Below are 21777 nucleotides of genomic sequence, written 5' to 3'. Positions count from 1 at the left end.
CAGGTCACAAACCTGCACAGTGGGGCGGGTAGGACTCGAACCCACGGCCGACGGATTATGAGTCCTTTGGTGATCTTGGCGGCCCTTGCGTTTCCACGCCAATCCATGGCGTTCGTGCAGATCAGACGCGGTTCTCAGTGCCGCCATTCCACTGCCTTTGTCTGTCTGTTCCTGCCCTTGTGTCCCCAACGCGTCCTCAACGCTCCTTTCAAGGCCGGGCCGAAGGGCAGTGGGGGCCGATCTCGCCAGCTCGGGAAGCGGTCTCGACCCCGCCCGCAGCGGCCCTTCCAACGCGCAGACGCTTCTGCCTGCTCCCAGCAAGTCAGTCCCACACAGGCGGATTCAGCGTCGTTTGCGGCCAACTCCAGTGCTGTTTCGTGATCCGTTCAACAGGTTCGTCGGCGGACCGCCGTACGGTGCCGAGCAGGTGACGGATCTCTGGGAGGGTCAGCGATCGGACCGCTGGTGCGGGCGGGATGCTGGGGACCGGCAGGCCGGTTGGGGCTGGAGCCGTGGCCGCTGGGGCTGCTGTGGATCAGGCCCAGTCGCAGTGGCGCGCGGGCGGCTCAGCCTCCGCTGCGCGCTTCTCCTCAGAAGGACAGTCGGTTCGGGTCCTTGATGGGCCTGCCCCGACCTGCACTGCGCCCGCCCGAGCGGCTGTGCGCGGTTGAGCACCCGGCGCTTTCTGTGGTGTCGTACGGTCCTCAGCAAGGGACAGGGGGCGCTGATGGGGGCGGACACGTTATCGGAGTGGGGGGCCGCCGCCGCGTCGCAGGTGACGTTGGAGGGCCTGCTGTCGGTGGTGGGCGCGGGGTCGCTGGAGTTGCATGTTGCGCCGGGTGGGCTCGGGGTGCCCGTCGCCGGTGTAGCCGTGCTGGATGTGCTGGAGCCCGGCGTCCGGCCGCAGGAACTGCTTCTCGCCGTCGGTGTCGACGCACGATCGGCCCACGCCATGGACGTCGTACGGCGGGCGGGTGAGGAGGGTGCCGCGGGGGTGGTCTTCGGCCCGGGCACGGCGGCGCGGGCCGCCACCGGGCTCCGGAAGGCGGCCGAGGAGGCCGGTACGGCGGTGCTGTTCCGTACGTCCTGGTGCGCCTGGGACCAGTTGGTGGGCGTACTGCGGGCAGGGCTGGCCTCGGCGGGACTCCCACCTGCGCTCACCACGCAGGGTGTGGCCCTCGGTGATCTCAACGGGCTGGCCGACGCGGTAGCCGCGCTGGTCGGGGGCGCGGTGACGATCGAGGACATGGAGTCCCGGGTGCTGGCCTACTCGTCCACGGACACCGAGGAGGACGTGGACGAGCTGCGGCGACTGACGATCCTCGGCCGCCGCGTCCCGGCCTGGCGGGTCGCCGCGATGCGGGAGGCCGGGTTCTTCCGGGCACTGTGGGGAAGAGGTGATGTCCTGTACCGGCCGGCCGACGGGGCGGACCCGGAGCGGCTGGTGGGGGCCGTGCGGGCGGGCGGGGAGGTGCTGGGGTCCATCTGGGTGGCGGCGGTAGCGGGTCGTCCCCTCGCCCCGAACGCCTCCGAGGCCCTGCGCGCGGCGACCCAGGCGGCCGCTCCTCATCTGCTGCACCACCGTACGCGCGGTGCGGACACCCGCCTGGTGGAGGACGCGGCGCGGGCGGTGCTGGAAGGGCGTGGGTCCGTCGAGGTGCTGGCGGAGCGTGCTGGGCTGCCGGAGACCGGGAGTTGCGCTGTCGTCGCTGTGCGCGCCGGGTTCGAGCACGAGGGTGACGAGGCGTCACGGCTCCACGGCCTGATCTCTTTGCACTGTTCCGCCCACGGCTACCGAGCCGTCGTCGTGCCGGTGAGCGGGGCGGCGCTGGTGGTGCTGGGCGCGCTGGACCGCGACCGCGGGCGGGCCGACGCGCAAGTGGCGGACCTGGGGACGTCGCTGGCGGGGCAGGTGCCGGCCACGCTGGGGACGACGGTGCGGATCGGCCTGGGTGACGTGGCCGCGGGGCTCGCGGGGCTGCCCGAGTCCCGCCGGTCGGCCGAGCTGGTCCTCGTCGCGCTGACGACGGCCGGAGGGTCACGCGTCGTCGCCCGTACCGAGGACGTCGCGGAGACGGTCGGCCTCATGCAGGTCGTGGACGCGCTGCGGGAGGTTGCGCTGCCACCGGGTACCCCCGTGGCGCGGCTGGCGGCGTTCGACGCGGAGCACAGCGGGAGTTGCCTGCTGGAGACACTGCGCGTGTACCTCGACCACTTCGGGGACGTACCCGCCGCCTCGCGCGCCCTGTGCTTGCACCCCAACAGCCTGCGCTACCGGATCCGCCGCATCGTCGAGGTCTCGGGGATCGACCTGGACAGTCCCGACGCCCGGCTGCTCGCCCAGATCCAGCTGCGGTTGCGCGACCGCGACGCCGGTGGTTCCGGTCACTGACCGGCTCGGCCCGGTACGGCCGGTACTTCCCACGGCACGGATGGGACTGGCAACACGCCCCCACTCCCGGGCCCTTGGCCGTCCGCACCATGGCTCGGCCCGGTCTTCGTCGCCGCGCACAACCGCGGTATGAATCGGCCCGGACACTGCCCTCGGCTCCGGTGTCCGCGCCGGCGCCTTTGAGGTCTCCACGAAGACTCCCCGCAGGGAGGCGGGCAGCCTTGGAGTCCGCCCGGCTTCGCCGGGCGTCCCGAACACTGCCACCAGGGGAGACACCATGACCGGACTCACCGACGCCGCCGAACGGCGTGAGCACATCCTGCGAGCAGCCGTAGGGCAGGGATTGCTGGATCCAGAGCGGTCTCTGCTGGCCGGATTTGTCGACCTCGACGGCGTCGCCCGGACCGTCGGTAGCCTGCACGCGGCGTTCCCCGACTCGCCCTCCGTCCTTCACGCCTTCGCGGCGAAGGCGAACAGCCTGGTGCCTGTGCTGGCGGAGCTGGAGCGCCACGGCATGGGCTGTGAAGTGGCAACGGGCGGCGAGCTGGCGGGGGCGCTCGCGGCGGGCTTCCCACCGGAGCGGATCGTGTTCGACTCGCCGGTCAAGCACCGGGCGGATCTGGAATGGGCCCTCGACCTGGGCATCGCGATCAACGTGGACAACTTCCAGGAGCTGGCCCGGATCGACGCGATCCTCGCCGGACGCGACCCCGTCTCACAGATCGGTGTACGCGTCAATTCCCAGGTGGGCGGGGGGACTATCGCCGCGATGAGCACGGCCACGCAGACGTCGAAGTTCGGCATCCCCCTGTCGGACCCGGACAGCCGCCGGGAGCTGCAGCGGGCGTTCCAGGACCATCCGTGGCTGACCTGGGTGCACACGCACGCCGGATCGCAGGGATGCCCGCTGGATCTCATGGCCCGCGGGGTGGCGGAGGCCGTCGCCTTCGCGGACGAGGTCAACCGCACGCTCGGGCGGCGCCAGGTGACCGGGATCGACATCGGCGGTGGGCTGCCCGTCAACTTCGCCGACGACGAGATCACCCCCGACTTCGGCACCTATGTCGCGCTGCTACGCGACCACGCGCCCGACCTGTTCTCCGGCAGGTACGCGATCGTCACCGAGTTCGGTCGCTCGGTCCTCGCGAAGAACGGCTTCATCGCTGCCTACGTCGAGTACACCAAGACCGCGGGCGGTCGGCCGATCGCGCTCACCCACGCCGGTGTGCAGGTCGCCACCCGCACAGTGTTGGCCCCCGACTCCTGGCCGCTGCGGATCATCGCGCACGACCCGAGTGGCCGGGCGAAGCACGGCAGCCCCGTCCGGCAGGACGTCGCCGGCCCGGCCTGCTTCTCCGGCGACCTGCTGGCACGCGACCGCGCACTGCCGCGGCTGGAACCGGGCGACATCATCCTGGTCCCGGACACCGGCGCGTACTACTTCTCGACGCCGTTCCACTACAACAGCCTGCCGGAGCCGGCCGTGTACGGCGTACGGCTCGACGGGGACGGCCAGGTCGCCTTCGAGCTCCTCCGACCGGCCCAGGATCCGTACGAGGCGGCGGCCCCGAGGGGCCGGACCGTGCCCGTCCCCCGGCCCGGCGGCCTCGTGCGCCGCTGACCGTCCCCGCGAGAAGCAGCGAGGAGCACCCGAGGTGGAACACGAAAACCGCACGAAGGGCGACGGGAACGGGCCCTTGCTGAGCCAGCGCGCCGCCATGGTGTTTCTGCTGGCCGCACTGGTCGGCGTCGGGGCCGCCGTCCTGTCGTCCCTGGCCGGCAACGCCTGGCCCCTCGCGGTCAGCGTCGGCAGCGGTGCGAGCGCCATGGCCGTCGTGTTCTTCAACCAGATCATCGACTAATGCTCAAGTGCGGTTTCATGAACTATCCGGCGGGTTCGTTGGCGGACCGCCGTCGGTCGGTTCCCGTGCCGAATCCTGGGGCCTGCTGTACCACAATCGTCGATGGCGTGGGTGTGGCCGAAAGAGCCGGGGTCGTGTCGGTGCCCAATGGCTGGGGTGGCGGCGTCACCGACGCGCTCGCCCCTGCGAATACCGGCGTCCTCACAGCGTCCCCACACTGCGACCGCGTCCACGTCCCACGGCTTGCAGCGCGTATACGCCTCGACGCATCCTCGCAGGTCAGGCACGCATCAGCAGATGCGGACCTCGCCCGCAACGAACTCGCGAGCAGCGGATTCAGTCCGTTCAGCCCGAGTTGGCGTTTCCGCGCTCGACCAGGAACGTTTCTGCATGTCATAGCCCTGCGCTGGTGGGGCGGGTGGGACTCGAACCCACGGCCGACGGATTATGAGTCCTCTGAGGATCTTGGCGGCCCTTGCCGACAGAGATTCTCCTTTCGTGACACCCACTCCAGGCTTGCCTGGATATGGAGGACGCGGTCTCGTCCCAGTCGCCGAACGTCTTCTCGGCGGGGAAGCCGGCCCGCTTGCGACGAGTACGGAGGTTCGCGGCATCCCGGCCGGCGGCCTCCTCGGCGAGGAGAACCCTCACGACCTCGGCGGGGTCCCAGCGTTGGGCTTTGGCGGTAGGAATCAGATCGGTCAACGCCCGCCGGATGTGCGGGAGTTTGAGTCGCTTGGTGAGCTCGATGGCCTCGGCCAGCGGGTCGCCGTGGGCGCCGGAGACGGTGCGGATCGGGGTGGCCATCACTGCTCTTCCGTGTCGTTGGCGATGCCGAACTTCGACCAGGCGGAGGTGCCTGGCTGCAGGCTGTGTTCGTCGGTGGCCCGGGACGGTTCGAGGCTGATCTACCTGACGCAGACGTACCGGGGCCGAACCGGCGAGAAGAAGGGCTTCCGGGCGCGAGAATTCGCGGACCTGCTGACCTCCGCCCGTCGGCAACTCGGCGGTGCCCCGCTGATCGTGGTGTGGGACAACGCCAGCACTCATCACACCAAGGCCCTACGAGAGTTCTGCGACCGCAACAGCGACTGGCTGACCATCGTCAAACTCCCGCCCTACGCGCCCGACCTCAACCCCGTCGAAGGCGTATGGGCCCACTTGAAGAAGTCCCTGGCCCACCTCGCACCCCACGCGATCGAAGACCTCACCCGCTCGTGAAGAACCGCCTACACGACATCCAACGCCGCCCCGAAGTGCTCAACGGCTTCATCACCGAGACCGGACTGCGACTGGAGCCCCCGTAAGCCCGTCACCCCACCATTTCAACCTCAGCGTCAACTACTGCCGTCAGACACTACAGCGGCCCCACCGGAAACAGATCCCGGTGGGACACTATGAGGCTTCCCCTTCCCGGGGTGTTACTCGGGACGGGCGTTGGGGTCGCCTTCGGAGGAGGAGCCAAATCCTAGGCAGCCGACCACTTTGAGCGGTTGTGGATCGAGGTAGAGGGGAAATAGGTATCCGGCTCGTGCGCGATCGTCCACGTAGGCCACAAGAAGTCCCTGCTCGCCCTTTTCGGCAAGACTCGCAAGGCATTCGGCAACCCCGACAATCGGCTTACCACGCCGCTGCAGGCTTCTCACCCTCCCGCGAAGGATGCCTCGAAGCCTCGACGCCGGCAGGGGCTCGAGCCAGATCTCGAAAGGCGCTCCAGAAATCAATGCATTCTTGGCCTGGATGCTGGCCTCGGATTCGGAATCGAATGCGGCGATCAGTTCACTTGCGGAAACTTCGTTCATCTCATGGCCTCATAACGGGCGACCAGGTCTCCCCGAAGTCGAAGCTTATATCGTCAGCCAGGACTTCTTCAGCGATGAGATGTTCGTCTTCGAAGAACCTTTCATACTGGCTCCCGTGAATCTGAATGATTCTTGCCGGATCGATGCCTTCCACCCTGACGCGCAGCATCACACCTTCCCCAACATAGTCGTCCCCCAGATTTTCGGCGCCGAACTGGGCAACTTCGGGGTCGTCCGACCATGAAGTGTAGATAGTATCAGTAAGATTTCCACCTGAGTGGGCATTGATGTCCCTGCTGGTTCCGCGGGGCACCGCACGGCCTTTCGCAGCGGCGGCATATTCATGGTGTCCCTTAGCGAGCCCGCGGTACAAATAGCCATCGTTGAGATCGCAAAGAGGGCCATCAGTATTGTGAACCAGGACCGGAGTGTTCCCTGCCAGCACATAGTACGTGTGCTACGCGACCCCTCTCTACCTGCGTTTTCGCAGGTCAAACGGCATTCGTCGGTCCGCTGAGGTGCGGGTTCGGCCGGGGTTGTTCGTGGTTGTTGCCGTCACTACTGCCGTCAAGGGTCTAGACCAATCAGACAAGTCGGTCGCCTATCGGCGGCTCGGGGGCCGATTGCCAGGGCGACCCTCGGTCGGCGTGCGACGGGGCTCGTGCGTCGGCCAGCCTTGCAGCGAGGAGGCCGGGGCGGGAGGGGTTGGCCGACAGCGGGCGGCCGGGAGCTTCGCTCCCCGCCGGAAGCGACGCCGGCCACCGCCCTCGGTGAGCCCGGTGACGGACGTGAAGGGTCGGCCCCCTGGTCGGCCCTGTGCCTGCGATCCGGCCGTAGGACGGTCGTAGGCGACAACTTGCTGTGCGACGCGTAAGGGTTTCACGCCCACAACTTGCTCCCCGCAGTGCCAGGTTGAGCCCCGCCCGCGCCTGGTGCCGGCCGCCCGCTGGCACCCAGGGCGGGCGGCGGCTGCTTGCCCGACGGCAGGGTTTGTCGGCGGTGGCGGCCAGCCCTGGCGGGCGGGCCCGCCTTGAACCTCGTAGAGAAAATCTGAACGCACGTTCCTCGCGCCGCCTTTCTAAAACTGCCGATCATCGTTGACACCTGGGTCTCCGATCACTAGGAGATCCACATGTCGAAGACACCCCCGCTCGATCGCGAGGCCAAGCGACGCCTGGCCGTCATACGCCATGTCGAAGAGGTCACCGGCAACGTCGCCATGAGTTGCCGGTACTTCGGCATCAGCCGGCAGGCGTACTACATCTGGTATCGCCGCTACCAAGCCGAGGGCATCGAGGGGCTACGAACTCGCTCGAAGGCACCCAAGCACAGCCCGAACGCCACGCATGTGGAGGTCGTCGGGAAGATCATCTACCTTCGGCAGAACTACCACTTCGGGCCCGAGAAGATTGCGATGTACCTCAAGCGGTACCACGACGTCACGATCAGCAAGTCGGGCGTGTGGCGGATCCTCAAGCGCCTGGACATGGGCCGCCTGCCGGCCTCACAGCGATACAAGCGCCACGACCGCAGATGGAAGCGGTACGAGAAGCAGCTGCCCGGCCACCGCGTGCAGATCGACGTGAAGTTCATCGAACCGCTCGCCGCCATGCCTCAGGGCCGGCGCGGCGGCCGCAACAAGTACTACCAGTTCACGGCGATCGACGACTGCACCCGACTGCGGGTCCTGAAGATCTATCCGACGCTCAACCAGGCCACCGCCATCCAGTTCGTCGACTACGTCCTACAGAGGCTGCCGTTCCAGGTGGAGGTGATCCAGACGGACAACGGAGCCGAGTTCCAGTCCGCCTTCCACTTCCACGTGCTCGACAAAGGCATCGGCCACGCCTACATCAAGCCCCGTACACCGCGGCTGAACGGGAAGGTCGAACGCTCTCACCGGATCGACGGCGAGGAGTTCTACCGGCTCCTGGAGGGCGTCATCATCGACGATGCCGAGGTCTTCAACGACAAGCTGCGCGAGTGGGAGGACTACTACAACTACCATCGCCCCCACGGCGGCCTCGGCGGCCAGACTCCTTACGAACGCCTCAAGCAGAAGACCGCGGCCCAGGCGTAAACGATCATCGTCGGTTGCACATTCCTCGCGCCGCCTGGGGGCGGCGATTCAGCGGCTTCGCTCAATGCCTCCCGCTTCCAGGGCTTCGACGCGGGCGCGGAGGTCGGTGAGCTGCTCGACGGCCTCGGCCAGTGTCTGCTCCAGTGCCTCGACGCGGGCCGCCATACCGCCCCCGGACACGGACGCCGTCTCCGCGTCGGGCCCTGCGTCTGCGTCGGCCCGGTCGTGGTGGGCGACGAAGGCTCCCTTGCCGGGGCGGGAGACCGCCCAGCCGTCCTGTTTCAGCAGGGCCATGGCCTTCTGCACGGTCAGGCTGGAGGCCCCGAACTCCCGCATCAACGTGGTCTGCGTCGGCAGCGCGTCCCCCGGCTTCAGCCCGCCGGAGCGGATCTGCTCCCGCAGGGTCTCGGCGATGACCTCGAACGTCAGCGGCACTCCGCCGCCCGCCGGCCTGCGCCCCCGCCGCGTCGTCATCACGCCCGCCACCCCCGCCTTCCGTGCCCTCTACCAGCAGATTCCGGCCCGTCCAAACCGGGAGACCGGCCTCACACTACCCGCGTCCCGCCACCCACAGAAAGGAATGAGGAGGGATGCACTTGAATGCGCCCGTGGAGCGATGTTAACGTCACGCACCCGCCGGTGATCACCACCGCTCCCGCGCCGACCAGACCTCGCCGGTCCCGGCGTCCGCGCCCACCTATGAGGCGCCCGTTCCCCTGTGAGCCGATCGCTTCGGCCTGCCCGCGCACCCCGCGCCGCCCCTCCTCACGTTCCGCCTTCCGCCGAAAGGCTCATCCGCGCATGTCCGCACAGCTCCAACTCCCTTGCTGCACAACCGCTCCCGCTCGCACGCGTCCGTCATCGGCGTTCACCACGCCGACCGGCCCGGCGGGCGCCACCGACCCGGCGTCCGTTGGGCGGTCGGCGCTGGAGCGCCGGGCCAGGCTGACGGGCAAGCTGGCGAAGCTCGCCGCCACCCGCCACCTCGTGCCACTGGCACGCCAGATCGGCACCCTCGGCGGCTGCGCCCGCCCGGTCCGCCTCACCGGACAGCGCACCCGCGTCGACAGCGTCACGGGCCAGGTCCTCGACCACCTCGACTCCGGCCAACTCCCGGCGGGTGAGCTGCTGGTCCGCTGCGGCAACCGCCGCGCGACGCGCTGCCCGGCCTGCTCGACCGTCTACCGCTACGACACCTACCAGCTCATCGCCGCCGGACTGCGCGGCGGCAAGACCGTCCCCACCAGCGTCGCCGCCCACCCCCGCGTGTTCGCCACCCTCACCGCCCCCGGCTTCGGGCCCGTCCACAACCAGCCGGACACCGGCCGCTGCCACTGCGGCCAGACCCACCCCGACGACGACTCGCTCCTCGGCACCCCGCTCGACCCCGAGCGCTACGACTACGCGGGCGCGGTGCTGTGGAACGCCCACGCCGCCGCCCTGTGGGCCCGCTTCACCACCCACCTGCGCCGCGAGATCGCCAAAGCCGCCGGACTCACCCAGCGCACCCTGCGGCACCACGCCACCCTCTCCTACGCCAAAGTCGCCGAGTACCAAAAACGCGGCCAGGTCCACTTCCACGCCGTCATCCGCCTCGACGGACCCACCGGCCCCACCAGCACACCGCCCGCCTGGGCCACCACCCAGCTCCTCGACCACGCCGTCCGCGCCGCCGCCGCACGCACCCGCGTCCTGCACGAAGGCCAGTCGCGGCAGTCCGCCGGGGACGCACCCCGGTCCCAGGACGCTGATCGGGAACGGCGGTTGATGTTCCGGTTCGGGCGGCAGATCGACGTCCGGCCGATCCGCGGCACCGACTTCACCGGCGACGCACCGGTCACCGACCGGCACGTCGCCGCCTACATCGCCAAGTACGCCACCAAAGGCGCCGAGACCACCACCGGCACCCTCGACCGCCGCCTCCGCCTCCTCGCCGAACTCGCCCAGTACGACATCACCGACCACGCCCGCCGCATGATCCACACCGCCTGGCACCTCGCCACCTGCCCCAAGCACGCCCACCTCCGCCTGCGGCAATGGGCCCACATGCTCGGCTTCCGAGGCCACTTCTCCACCCGCACCCGCCACTACTCCACCACCCTCGCCCACCTCCGAGCCGAACGCACCACCTGGCGAACCGGCCAAGCTGACGCCGCTGCTCCGGCCCCGGTCGGCCCGCGCGCGGAGCAGACGGCCGTCGGCAGCAACGTGTCCACCGGCGGGCAGCCGGTCTCTGACCGGCGCGGTAACCGCGACGACCGCAGTGATCTGACCGCCGGTCACCGAGCCGGTCACTGTGCCGACACGGTCGGTCAGCGCGGCAGCGCGGACACGACCCTCGTCATCTCGCACTGGCAGTACGCCGGGACCGGTCTCCTGCCCGAACTCGCCCACCTCGCCGACCTCCTGGAAGCCAGGCGGCCCACCCGGCCCGACGGACGTCGACCGAATGGCCCCGGTCACTCCGGCGGTCACCGACCCGGTCACCCCGGTCGCCAGCCGTCCGGCGCTGACCGGACGGGAGCCGTCGCATGACCGCCGGCACCGAACTCCTCACCGTCCCCCAGGTCATGGAACGCCTCCAACTCGGCCGCACCGCCGTCTACGACCTCATCCGCACCCGTGAACTCGCCTCCCTCACTCTCGGCCGCGCCCGCCGCATCCCCGCCCACGCCCTCACCGACTTCATCCACACCCGCCTCGACCAAGAAGCCGCCTGATGACCACACCCCGCGACACCCCCGCCTCCCGCCGCACACGTGCCAACGGCGACGGAACCGTCTACCAGCGCAAAGACCGCCGCTGGGAAGCCGCCGGATACGTCCTCGCCCCCGGCAACACCCGCAAGCGCATCCGCGTCTACGGCAGCACGCGCAAGGAAGCGCTGGCCAAACTGACCGAGAAGATCGCCGCCAGCAACCACGGCGTGCCCGCCGTCACCACCCAGGGCAGCCTCGCGACATACCTGACGTACTGGCTGGAGAACGTCGCCGTCCACCAGCTCCGCGAGACCACCCACACCCGCTACACCGCCGTCGTGCACCAGTACCTCATACCGGGCCTGGGCAGGAAGAAGCTCGCCAAGCTCACCGCCAAGGACATCCGCACCTGGCTCAACGAACTGCGGACCGTCTGCCAGTGCTGCGCACGCGGCATCGACGCCGGACGCGACCCGCAGGCCCAGGCCAACCGGCGTCCGCGCTGCTGCGCGATCGGCAAGTGCTGCCGCAAGCACCTCTCCCCGGTCACGCTCGCCTACATCCACTCCGTGCTCAAATCCGCGCTGGAGCACGCCGTGCGTGAGGAGGAGATCCCTCGCAATGTCGCTCGCAACGTCCGCACCGGAACCCCTCGCCCCCGCCGCTTCAACCCACTCACCGCCCACGAAGCGCGGCAGTTCCTCGCCGCCACCCAAGGCCACCGACACGCCGCCCTGTTCGAACTCGCCCTACGCACCGGCCTGCGCAAGGGCGAACTCCTCGGCCTGCACTGGGAAGACCTCGACCTCGACAGCGGCACCGCCACCATCCGCCGCACCCTCCAACGCACCACCAGCCGGGGCCTGACCACCCTGCCGACCAAGACAATCAGCTCCGAACGCCGCATAGCACTGCCGGCCTCCTGCGTCACCTCGCTTCGCGCACACCGCGAGCATCAGGCCCAGGAGCGGGACCGGGCGGGCTCGGTGCGGCAGGTCAGCGGGCACGTCTTCACGCGGCCGGACGGGCACCCGATCGAGCCCGCCACGCTCACCCGGCACTTCAACACCCTGCTCCGCGAAGCCCACCTGCGGCCGATCCGGTTTCACGACCTACGCCACTCGACGGCGACGCTCCTTCTGGAGCAGGGCATCGAACTCGTCGTCATCAAGGAGTTGCTGGGACATGCCCACATCGGCGTGACCGCGACGGTCTACGCCCACGTCCGACTCCGCCTCCAGCGCCAGGCCATCGACCTCCTCAACCATGCGCTGGGCAACCTCGCCGAGGCCGCCGCCGAGCCCGACGACGGCGACGATCCGCCGGTTTGCGCAGCACTCGTCCGCTGACGTTGCCGTCAACTACTGCCGTCAGACACCCCAGAGGCCTCACCGGAATTACATCCGGTGAGGCCTTCTCTACAGCTTCCAGGAATCTAACAAATAGACTGCACCCACTCAAGCAATCGGTTCACGCAATGGATCAAATCGATCCCATTCGAGTTCCCAGAATGCTTTAAATCCATTCTTCTTCACAAACTCTCGCTCGGATGAGTAGATTGGATAGACGCCCACAAAGTCCACCACACCCTCACCCTTGTCCCCCGACTCGACCGGGCCCACGCTAAACGGGACGAGCCCCAGGCTACTCGCTGGATCTCCCAAGAGAAGGCTCGACATCCCCGACTCTTCGACAAATCGCTGCGCATAGCCAATTGCGCGACCAGGATCAAACGGCGAAAGTCCGCGCAGCGCACCGACAGCCCTAGCCGGAACCCTAGCCCAAGACAAATCCCGGCTTCGCAGTGTAATGACCATTTCGTGACGACTGGCCACCCCGCCTCCGGGACTTGAAAGCGAGAGCCCGTACGTAACCCCAGTCAGGAGACCGGGGCCCGGCACGTCCCTGTATCCGAGGGATAGAACGCGGCCATCGCTCGGGTCACGCGGCTCGACCTCCTCAATGATCGGGTCTTCACCCGTCACGGCACGCAGGTGCGCCAGGTACAGGGCAAGCCGCTCAGCGGTGTCACGACCAGTCACTTCAGACGCTCCGCAAGGAATAGACAGTGTGGCGAATGATAGCCGCTCCGATCTCTTCTATGGAGCTAGCCGAGATCACCCTCATCCCACCACCCCTGATAGGAAGGCACCCATTTGGTTCGAGAATGATCAATAAACGAATTGAACTCGTCAGCCCGCCCCGCTGGAATCCTGAACTCAGTTACACCCTGGAGGCCATTCTTGTTCTCAAGGGGGAATTCAAGATCTCCGAATGTCTTTTCCATAGTTCCTCCTGCATTCGAATCCAGGAATGCAGAATCCATATAGAATACATGGAATCCGGGATCGTGCCCATTCCCCGCATACTGCGCCGCACCCTCCGGCATGTTGGAGAGGTAAATAGTCGCATGATTTCCGCTGTGATTAGCAGGGTTCAAACCATTGGCTTCACTCGCTTGATTTCCCACTCCAGGAGATCGGTAGAGTGGGATCGTACATCTCTCACCGCCACCCCCTTCGGTATTGTGGACCAAGATCGGCGTGCCGCCTGCCACCACATAGTACGTGTGGAGTTGCTGGACGGTGAGGTTCCAGCGATCGGCAGTACCGGGTGTGGGCCGGGTGGCGACGACAGGGGCGTGGTGACCGGTGGAAGTGTTGAGCCTGTCGCCGGGGTGGAGTTTGCCGGCAGGGACCCAGGTGTGTGTGGTGTCGTCCCAGAAGGGGTGGTTGGCGGTGGTGTGGATGGTGGCGCTGCGGCCGTCCTTGGTGCGGATGGTGACGTCGAGCAGGTCGTGGTCGTGGTTGATCCACACGTGTTGGACCGCGCGCGAACCAGCGTGCTTGCCGGTCTTCTGATCGGCTGATTCGACCTTGTCGCCGATCTTGATCTTGCCGATCGCCTTGGTCTTGCCGCTGGCCATGAGGACGGGCGTGTCAGGGGAGAAGCTGCACCGGGCCGATTCCGCGGGCTTCGTGCCCGCGTTACCCGCTTCCGGCTTGCTCGGCCTGGTCGCCTTCGCGCTCGCCTCCGAGGCATGCTCCTGTGCGTTCGCCCGCTTCAGCGCCGCCAGGTCCCCCACGTCGGATGCTGCCTCGTCGACGGCCTTGGCGCTCGCGCCGGCTGCTGCCGCCGCGTCGGCGTCCGCTCCGGCTCTGGCCGTATTGACCAGCGCGCTTTCCCCCTCGCCCACGGCACCGCGCTCGAGAGCTCCGACGCCGCCACTGTCCATGCCTCCGGAGTAGACGCCGCCGGCTATCTTGCAGGCCTGCTCGTGGTCCGCTCCCCCTCCCGTGAGCCAGAACTCGCAGACGGATAGGGAGCGGATCGCCACACCGAAATCCAAGAAGATGCTGTAGATGGAGTCGCCGCCGGCGTTCGGGTCGGGCGGTGTCGCGGGCGGCGTGACCCCGGGAGACGGCTGCGGAGTGGAGTTGCCATTGCCGTTGCCGCTGGAGGTGCTGGTGGGCGCGGGCGCCGGTGACGGGGAAGGCTCCGGATCGCAGTCGACGGCGCACTTGTTCATCGACGGGTCGTTGTACCAGTCGTCGTAACCCGTGGGGTCGCTGCTGCTGGCGGGGTTGTCGGCGGCGTAGGTGTAGCCGCCCATCTGGTTGGGGTCACCGGCCTGGAAGATCGGGTCCGGGGTGAGGAAGCGGCCGATGACGGGGTCGTAGTTGCGGGCGCCGAGCAGGTTGAGACCGGTGACGGGATCGGCGGGCTGGCCGAGGAAGCCGTGGTTCTCGTCCGGTGCCACCCAGGAACTGGGCTTGGTGCCACGCGTGTTGCCCCAGGGGTCGAAGGAGCGGCGGGTGGCGACCAGCGTGGCGGCGTTGACGGCGGTCAGGGCGGTGCCCTGGCCGTTGGCGACCTGGTAGGTGACCGTGCCGCTGCTGGAGCGGGTCACGGTGGTGCCGTCCGGGCCGGTGATCTTGCGCAGGCCGGTCCAGGTCTTGGCGGCGACGTTGAGGGTGATCTGCTCGGCGCCGCCGAAGAGGTAGAGGATGCGGGTCTTGTCCACGCCGTCGACCGCGGCGGTCTGCTCCAGCAGACCGCCCTTGGCGTCGTACAGGTACTTGCTGGTGTTGGTGTGGGTGCCGGAGGTCGTGGCGACCGTGGCGGTGCGGCCCTCGGCGTCGTAGGTGAAGGTCTGGGTCTGGCCGGCCGGTACGGCACCGGTAGCGGCGTTGGTCCAGGTCTGGCCGCTGCCGCCGCAGGTGGCGATGGTCAGCTGGGTGCCGTTGGTGGCGGAGGCTCCCGGGTCGGTCAGGCACATCGCGCTGTTGGCATTGCTGACCAGGGTGCCTGCGGTGGTGACCTTCCACTTCTGGGTGGCGGTGGTGCTGCTGCAGGTGTCGATCACCACGAGGGTGCCCGAGGCCGTCGCGTTGCCGGACGTGTCCAAGCACATGCCGAGGACCTTCACCGTGCCGTCGGTGCCGATCGTCCACTTCTGGCTGGTGGACCCGTTGCAGGTGTAGATCTGCACCTTGGTGCCCGCGGTGGTCGACCCGCCCGCGTCGTCGACGCACCGCTTGCCGCCGCCGGAGATGGTGAAGGCGCTGGTCAGCGGGCCGGTGGTCGTCACCTTCCGGCTGATGGTGTCGCCGGCGTTCACGTTGCCGTGGGCGGGGTCGGTGTACGTCGAGGTGATGGTCGCCGTACCGGCCGGGTTGGTGAGAGTGGCCTTCCCCGCCTGGTCGGGCAGCGTCGCGCTCGCCGTGCCGTTGACGCCGGGGTAGGCGATGCTCTGGGTGGTGTCGTTGAGCGCGTTGCCGGTGGTGTCGTGGCCCACCATGCCGGTGCGGTCGCCGAGTTGGTCGTAGGTGTAGGTCTGCCAGTACGGGGCCGGACCGCCGACGGTGCCGGCCGTGATGGGGGCAGTGGTGGTGGTCTGCACCCGCGCGGTGTTGCAGCCGCCGACTGCGCCGGGCGTGGCCGCGTTCGGGTCGGTGATGCCCGCGGTGTCCGTCCAGGCGGCGGTCAGGCGCTGGAAGGAGTCGTAGGTGAAGCACTGGGTGTCGTGCGTGGTGTTGTTCTGCAGGTCGTCGGTCGCGGTGAGTTCGCCGGCCTGGTTGTAGCGCAGGTTGACGACGTCCAGAGCCGTGGCCGAGGTCTGCACCATGCTGCTGGTCTGGGTGACGCGCCCGGTGGTGGCGTCGTATTGGGCAAAGGTCGCCAACTCCTTGCCGGTGGGGCCGTAGTTGGCCTGCAGCACGCGGCCGAACGCGTCGTGGACGGCGGTGTCCAGGTAGGCGGGCGTGTTGGCGGAGTTGATGAAGCCGCCGATGCCGTCGAGGTTGCCCTGCTGGGTGTAGCCGTAGTCGATGTCCTCGGCCGGCAGGTTACCGTCCGCCTGGTAGTGCGTGGTGGAGAGCAGGCCGACGTTCGGGGTGTAGCGGGCCGTGGAGGTGTAGGTGACGGTGCCGCTCGTGGGCGCGCTGCTCTGTCCGGCGGCGGCGAAGCCGTCCGCGGCCGGGATCGTCAGTGTGGTGCCCAGCGGCTGGTAGGCCGTGTTGTAGCCGGTGACGGCCTGGGTGTACGCCGATCCCGAGGCGCCCCCGACGTAACGGGTGGCCGAGGTCTCGTAGCCCTTCTCCAGCGTGTCGTACACATGGGACACCAGCAGCTTGGATGCGTCCGGGGTGGCCGACCAGGCGGCGGCGTACTCGGCCGTGGCGCGGTTGTCCCAGTCATAGGTGAAGGACAGCGCCTGGCCGCGCGCGTCGGAGGTCTGCAGCAGGTTGCCGGCCACGTCGTACTTGTCGAACGTGGTCGTGCCGGTGTTCGGGTCGGTCTGGGTCAGCTTCTGGCCGAGCAGGTTGTAGGTGTACGACCAGGTGTTGCCCGCGTTGTCCTTGATCGACTCGACCCGGCCTGCGGGGGTGTAGGTGTAGCGGGTGGTGGCGTCGGCGGCCGGGACGTTGCCAGCGGTGCCCTGCTTCCACGGCATGGCGCCGCCGGAGGCGACGACGGCCACGGTGGAGTCGTTGCGGACCTGGAAGGTGGCGCCGGTGGTGGCCGTCAGGCCGGTCGTCCACAGCTGGGCCGCGGCCGTGCTGTAGATGACCAGGTTGCCGTCGGTGCCGAACTTGGCCCAGGCGCCGGGGTGACCGCCGGTGGCGGAGGACCAGATCGTCGCGCCGGTCGCCAGGGAGGAGAGCACGAGGTTGCCGTCGGCCTGCATCGTCAGGCGCACGCTGTTGGAGGTCAGCGAGGTTCCCGAGGGGATCACCGAGCCGCCGGGCAGGGTGACCGTGGAGCCGGTGTTCTTCACCACGGTGCTGGTGGTCTGGCCGATGGCGTTGGTGAAGGAGGCGGTGGAACGGCCCCCGGCAGGTGCCGTGGTGTCGACCTCATCGGCCCCCGGGTAGCTGGTGGAGGTGTGCCACTGCTCGACGGCCTGGTGCCAGAGGGTCTGCTTGAGGGTCCGGCCCTGGCCGTCGTAGGTGGTGGTGGTCTCCGAGGGGATCTGGTTCTCGTTCGCCGCGTACAGCGTGGTCGAGGGGAAGTTGTTCGGCTCGGAGTACGGGGCGTAGGACGCGACCTGCCAGCCGTGCGAGTCGTAGAAGGTGTCCGAGATGACGCGGCCGGAGTTGGAGTCGCCCATCGCGGTGGCCTGGGTCTGCCGCGGCTGCAACATGCCGTCGTAGATCGTGATCGAGGTGGCGTACGTGCCGTCCTCGCGCAGAGTCTTCGACGTGACGGACGTCGGTGCGCCGGGCTGGGTGATCGTGTCTCCGGGCGCGGGTACGGCGCCAGGGTTGATGGCGTACTCGAAGGTGCGGTCCGCGCTCTGGCCGGCTGCCTTGTCCCGGCCGGGCAGCCACACCGCGGTGCGCCTGCCGAGCGCGTCGTAGGTCATCTCGGTCTTGCGGCCGTTGGCATCGACGTTCTCGGTGGGCAGTCCGCGCAGCGCGTCGAGGGAGGAAGTGACCGTCCAGTTCTGGGAGTTGGTGGTGGTGATGTCGGTCGGGTTGGTGTTGCCGCCCGCGGAGGTCCAGGGCGGGGTGAAGGCCGTGTGGGTGTTCTGCCCGGTGACGTCCAGCGTGTCGGTAATCCGCCCGGCGCCGTCGTACTTCATCGCCGAGTTGGTCTGCCAGTTTTCCGTGGTGCCGGTGTAGCCGGTGGCCGTGCGCACGGCGGTGACCCGGCCGATCGCCGTGCTGCCGGTCTGGTCGAGCTGCCCGAAGGTGCCCAGGTCGGTGAGGCTGCCGTCGCCGTCGTAGTAGAACTTCCTGTCAGCCAGGAGCGTGCTCGCGCTCGGCGCGGTGCCGCACGGGCCGTTGACGCTGGTGACCTGGTCCGGGAAACCGAGGGTCATCGAGTTACCGGACGCCGGCGCCGCGTAGGTCGTGGTGGTGCACTTCTCCTGGTTCGGGTCGACGCCGTCGCCGTGCTCGTTGACGGTGGACAGGCGGCCCTGGCTGTCGTACGCCATGTCGGTCTTGGTGTGCCGCCAGGTCCCGTTGGACAGGAGTGTGTACTTCAGTGAGCTGCTGGACTTGATCCGGCGCGCGGTGAGGTCGGGCAGGGTGGACAGGGCCGGCTCGGTCTCGCCGGGGTTGTCCTCCTGCGTCCAGTCCGTCCACGGGGTCTGGTTGGCGGAGGCGGTGGTGGTGAAGGCGAAGGGGCCGTTGATGTTGACGGCGTCGGCCGTGCCGCCGGCCTGGGTGTAGGTGGCGTCCTGGAGCGCGGTGCCGGACAGCTGGTCCGAGTCGGTGACGCTCAGCACGGTGTTGCCGCCGACCTTCGCGTCGACGGTGACGGAGCGGCGGGTGCCGTCGGCCTTGTAGTCTCCGTCCATGCCCTGCAGATAGGTGGTGGTCCGCTGAGTGACCGGTTCCGGAGCCTGGCCGGTCTGCACGGTGACGGTGCGGAAGCCGCGGAACTGGTCCCAGGTGCGGTACTGGTCGTCGGTCTGGGCCGAGTCGTCGCGGTGCCAGGCCGGGCCGGTGTAGCTGTAGCGGGAGATCTGGGTCTCGGAGCCGGCCGGGTTGTTCTGGGCGTCCGGCTTGTACTGGCCGGCGATCGTCAGGTCGGACACGGCCACGCTGTTGACCGTGACCTTGTTGAACCAGTCCGCGATCGGCTCGGAGGCGCCGGGGACGGTCCAGTAGACGGGATAGCAGGAGTTGGTGTTGCCGTCCGCCTGGGAGATCGAGAGGGTCTTGCCCGCGCACGGGGCCGGGTTGTACTCGACCGCGATCGACTCGCCGGTCTCGGTCTGCACGCTGGAGATGCGCGGCCGGTACAGCGGCGGGGCGGACGGGGAGTCGTCGTTGACCCGGTTGTCGATCTCGGTGCCGGTGAACGACACCTGGTTCAGCGTGATGTCGCTGTTGCCGTTGTCGTAGGTGTCCTTGCCGGTGTGCTTGATGGACTGCAGCCACATGACGGCCTGCAGCATCCCGGCGTCCTTCGGGTCCACCGTGGTGCCGGTGACCGGGTCGACGGTGCCGCCCGCGTCCGAGTAGATCTGGCCCAGCTTGTAGGAGTCGACCGCGGTGAGCTGGTCGGTCGCCTTCACATGGACCTTGGTGACGATGGAGTCCAGCCGGGTGGTGGTCCAGAAGCTGGGCCCGGAGGTGATGCACACGTCGTCGGGGACGGTCGTGGCGCCGTCCGGCAGTTTGGTCTTGTCCGTGGCGTCGCAGTGCAGGTCCCACGGCACGTCCGGCCAGTGCGTGGCGGTGCTGTCCTTCAGGTTCGAGGCCGAGCAGTCGGTGAACGTGTCGGTCGTCTGGCACCGCTGGGCGAGGCCGAAGTCCACCTGGGCCGCCGGGGTCCGCCCGGCCTGCTCGTCCGCCAGCGTGTATCCGTACGAGATCAGCGTCAGCGCGCCGCCGCGGGTGTACGGGGTGAGGGTGCCGGTGTCGTCGGGGTCGTCGGTGGCCGCCGTCTGGCCGCCGCCGAGGTCGTAGTAGTTGGATTCGGTGGTGTAGTCGTAACGCTGCACGAATCCGCCCGGCGACACCACGAAGTCGAGGTTCCAGCGCCAGCCCTCCGGCTTGTCGCACTGGGACGCCTTGCCCTTGGCGTCGTCGTGGCAGGGGTCCGTCGAGCGCGGGTGCAGGACGGGGACGCCCCAGGCGGAGTGCGTGGAGGAGTCGGCAGGGTTCGCGGGCATGGTGGCACCGGTGCCCGCACCGCTCGGGGAATGGTCGGCGCCGAAGTAGGCGGCGGTGCCGTCCGTGGTCAGGACCCGGTAGTAGACACCGTCGTGCAGGCCGTTGTCGGCGCCGGACAGCTCCTGCACGAGGGTGCCGTCGTCACCCTGCAGCCGCCACTGCCTGATCTCCCCCGGCACGTTCGAGTCCACCCCGTCGGGCACCAGCACGCCGGAGTGCGAGCCGAAGGACAGCGTGGCGTTGTCCCCGCCCCAGCACTCGTCGCCGGAGCCCTTGAGGATCTTGCTTCCGCCGGAGTCGAGCAGGGAGCCGCACTTGCGGTAAGCCCGCTCCACAGAACCGACCTGGTAGCTCCAGCCGTCCCCGACCCACGAGGTCTGGGAGTTGCGGGCGGTGGTCTCGCCGTCGACGGTCTGCGAGTCGTAACTCAGGCCGACGGACGGCGCGTTGCCACCGATCCCGGCCGGCACCGAGATCGGGTAGGAGTAGGTGAACGAGCCGGTGGCGGAGGCCTGCCAGGTGCCGGCGGCCGACAACTCCGTCGCCCCGTAGTCACCCTGGGAGCCAGAGGTGCCCGAGGTCACGGCGAGCGCCGTGGTGCCGGCGGCAGCGGCCGCGCTCAGCGGCGCGGTGCGGGCCGACATCGCCTCCGGCCCGTTCGCGCTCTCGGACGGCTTCGGGGATCCGCTGCTCCGGGCCGGCTCGGGAGACTGCGCACTCGGGGTCGGCGTGGCGGTGGCGGCGCCGTCCGGGGACTGGGACGGGGAGGCGCTCGCGGTCGGCTTGGAACTGGCCGTGCCATCAGCCGACTTGGAGTCGCCCGCGTCATCGACGGAGGCGGAGCTCATGGTGACGGTCGCCGTCAGCTGCTCGGCGGAGGCACGGTTGGTGAACTTCAGCGGGGTGGCCTTCTGGCACTCCGCCTTCTGCGGGGTGGTCAGCGCGCATCCGGGCAGCTGAACCAGCCGCAGCCGGGAGCCGTAACCGCCGCCGTAAGCACGGGCGATCGCCGAGTAGTCGATGACCACCTTGACCCGGCCGTGGGCGGACGTCGTGCCGGAGGGGGTGATGCCCAGGAGCATGCCGTTGGCGCCGGTGCGCAGCGTCTGGGTGTGGGACGCGGCCTGCACCCGCACGGCGTCGACGCCGTGCTTGGTGCCGGCGGGCGCCACCCAGACGGGCAGTGAACCCGCCTTGACCGGCTTGGCCATGCTCTGCGGGCCGAGGTCGACGACGGCGGTGCCGGCCTTGGGCCACCGGGCCGACGTCGCCCGGTACGTGCTCAGCGGCTTGTAGCCCTTGGGGTGTCGTTGTGCCTTCGGCTGCAGGAGATGCGCCCCTACGGCCTTGGTGGCGGGCAGTTTCTTGGGGCGCCACACCTCGCCGTCGAACGTGAAGCCGCCGTGGTGGCCGAAGCCGTCACCGCCGTCGTGGCCGGCAAGGAAGCCCGGCATGCCGAAGCCCGAGGCGATCGCCACCGGCAGCAGCAGCGCGAGCAGAGCAACCGGAATGGTCCACAGCCCCAGCACGCCGAAGAATCTCCGGTGCCATGTGCCCGCGAACCAGCGCCGTCTGCCACTCACGTGTAACCCCCCACAGAACGGCCCACTTGAGGGTCCGTCACACAGTCAGATCACAGGTGAGTGATCGACCGGAGGCTAGGTAGGGCCGTGATCACTACTCAAGACCCTTTGCCATTTCCAGAAGGAGACCATGCGTGTTCATGACAGATGCTGTGTAGGTTCTGTGCCGAAATTGATCACTTCTCAGATCTCTGTGGCAACCGGGCTTCCCCCACCCCGCTGCCC

At 68.6% G+C, this 21777-nt stretch carries 13 protein-coding genes and 1 pseudogene; 8 read left to right on the top strand and 6 right to left on the bottom strand.

The features are described 5' to 3' along the window. The first annotated feature begins 775 nt into the window (after positions 1-775). The 3 genes from ACZ4EG_RS03095 to ACZ4EG_RS03085 all read left to right on the top strand — a co-directional run bounded on the left by ACZ4EG_RS03095 (position 776) and on the right by ACZ4EG_RS03085 (position 4254). Positions 776-2392 carry a helix-turn-helix domain-containing protein gene (locus ACZ4EG_RS03095; RefSeq protein WP_467789313.1) on the top strand — a complete coding sequence of 539 codons (1617 nt, stop codon included), beginning with the start codon at positions 776-778 and terminating at the stop codon, positions 2390-2392. 277 nt (positions 2393-2669) lie between these two features. Beyond that, on the top strand, positions 2670-4013 hold the full coding sequence (locus tag ACZ4EG_RS03090; protein ID WP_453552049.1) for a type III PLP-dependent enzyme domain-containing protein: 1344 nt from the start codon (positions 2670-2672) through the stop codon (positions 4011-4013). Between the two features lie 34 nt (positions 4014-4047). After that, positions 4048-4254 carry a hypothetical protein gene (locus ACZ4EG_RS03085; protein WP_453552046.1) on the top strand — a complete coding sequence of 69 codons (207 nt, stop codon included), beginning with the start codon at positions 4048-4050 and terminating at the stop codon, positions 4252-4254. A gap of 469 nt (positions 4255-4723) precedes the next feature. Here ACZ4EG_RS03085 and ACZ4EG_RS03080 read toward each other — a convergent pair. Continuing rightward, positions 4724-5061 (bottom strand): annotated as a pseudogene (locus ACZ4EG_RS03080) (ATP-binding protein); the annotation flags it as partial. A 24-nt stretch (positions 5062-5085) separates the two neighbouring features. Between ACZ4EG_RS03080 and ACZ4EG_RS03075 the strand changes: the two are divergent. Then, positions 5086-5475: a transposase gene (locus ACZ4EG_RS03075; protein WP_467789312.1), complete on the top strand. Its 390-nt coding sequence runs from the start codon at positions 5086-5088 to the stop codon at positions 5473-5475. A 200-nt stretch (positions 5476-5675) separates the two neighbouring features. On the opposite strand, the gene ACZ4EG_RS03070 is transcribed toward ACZ4EG_RS03075, so the two are convergent. Both ACZ4EG_RS03070 and ACZ4EG_RS03065 read right to left on the bottom strand, forming a co-directional pair. After that, positions 5676-6056: a hypothetical protein gene (locus tag ACZ4EG_RS03070; RefSeq protein WP_467789311.1), complete on the bottom strand. Its 381-nt coding sequence runs from the start codon at positions 6054-6056 to the stop codon at positions 5676-5678. 1 nt (position 6057) lies between these two features. After that, positions 6058-6501 carry a hypothetical protein gene (locus ACZ4EG_RS03065; RefSeq protein WP_467789310.1) on the bottom strand — a complete coding sequence of 148 codons (444 nt, stop codon included), beginning with the start codon at positions 6499-6501 and terminating at the stop codon, positions 6058-6060. A 687-nt stretch (positions 6502-7188) separates the two neighbouring features. On the opposite strand from ACZ4EG_RS03065, the gene ACZ4EG_RS03060 reads away from it, so the two are divergent. Next, on the top strand, positions 7189-8136 hold the full coding sequence (locus ACZ4EG_RS03060) for an IS481 family transposase (protein ID WP_467789309.1): 948 nt from the start codon (positions 7189-7191) through the stop codon (positions 8134-8136). Between the two features lie 48 nt (positions 8137-8184). On the opposite strand, the gene ACZ4EG_RS03055 is transcribed toward ACZ4EG_RS03060, so the two are convergent. Beyond that, positions 8185-8610 (bottom strand): winged helix-turn-helix domain-containing protein, encoded by a 426-nt coding sequence (locus ACZ4EG_RS03055; RefSeq protein ID WP_467789308.1) that lies wholly within the window; start codon positions 8608-8610, stop codon positions 8185-8187. A gap of 327 nt (positions 8611-8937) precedes the next feature. Here ACZ4EG_RS03055 and ACZ4EG_RS03050 point away from each other — a divergent pair, with 327 nt between their 5' ends. From ACZ4EG_RS03050 to ACZ4EG_RS03040, 3 genes are read left to right on the top strand one after another with little or no spacing between them, the layout of a single operon-like run. Beyond that, complete coding sequence (locus ACZ4EG_RS03050) at positions 8938-10671, top strand: replication initiator (protein ID WP_467789307.1); 1734 nt, start codon at positions 8938-8940, stop codon at positions 10669-10671. Beyond that, the gene (locus tag ACZ4EG_RS03045; RefSeq protein ID WP_467789306.1) at positions 10668-10856 is read left to right on the top strand and encodes a helix-turn-helix domain-containing protein; all 189 of its coding nucleotides are present in this window, start codon (positions 10668-10670) and stop codon (positions 10854-10856) included. The genes ACZ4EG_RS03050 and ACZ4EG_RS03045 overlap by 4 nt, the downstream gene beginning before the upstream one ends. Then, positions 10856-12184, top strand: coding sequence for a tyrosine-type recombinase/integrase (locus ACZ4EG_RS03040; RefSeq protein WP_467789305.1), 1329 nt, complete (start codon positions 10856-10858; stop codon positions 12182-12184). Before ACZ4EG_RS03045 ends, ACZ4EG_RS03040 begins: the two co-directional genes overlap by 1 nt. A 108-nt stretch (positions 12185-12292) precedes the next feature. Here the strand turns inward: ACZ4EG_RS03040 and ACZ4EG_RS03035 are convergent, their stop codons facing one another. Further along, entirely contained in the window at positions 12293-12820 is a 528-nt protein-coding gene (locus ACZ4EG_RS03035; RefSeq protein ID WP_467789470.1) for a suppressor of fused domain protein, read from the bottom strand. 122 nt (positions 12821-12942) lie between these two features. Next, on the bottom strand, positions 12943-21552 hold the full coding sequence (locus tag ACZ4EG_RS03030) for a ricin-type beta-trefoil lectin domain protein (protein WP_467789304.1): 8610 nt from the start codon (positions 21550-21552) through the stop codon (positions 12943-12945). Positions 21553-21777: the final 225 nt, after the last annotated feature.

It is taken from the genome of Streptomyces sp. NPDC025638, assembly GCF_055558775.1.
The sequence above is the reverse complement of the archived record's forward strand: the minus strand, read 5'-3'. Positions and strand labels throughout refer to the sequence as shown.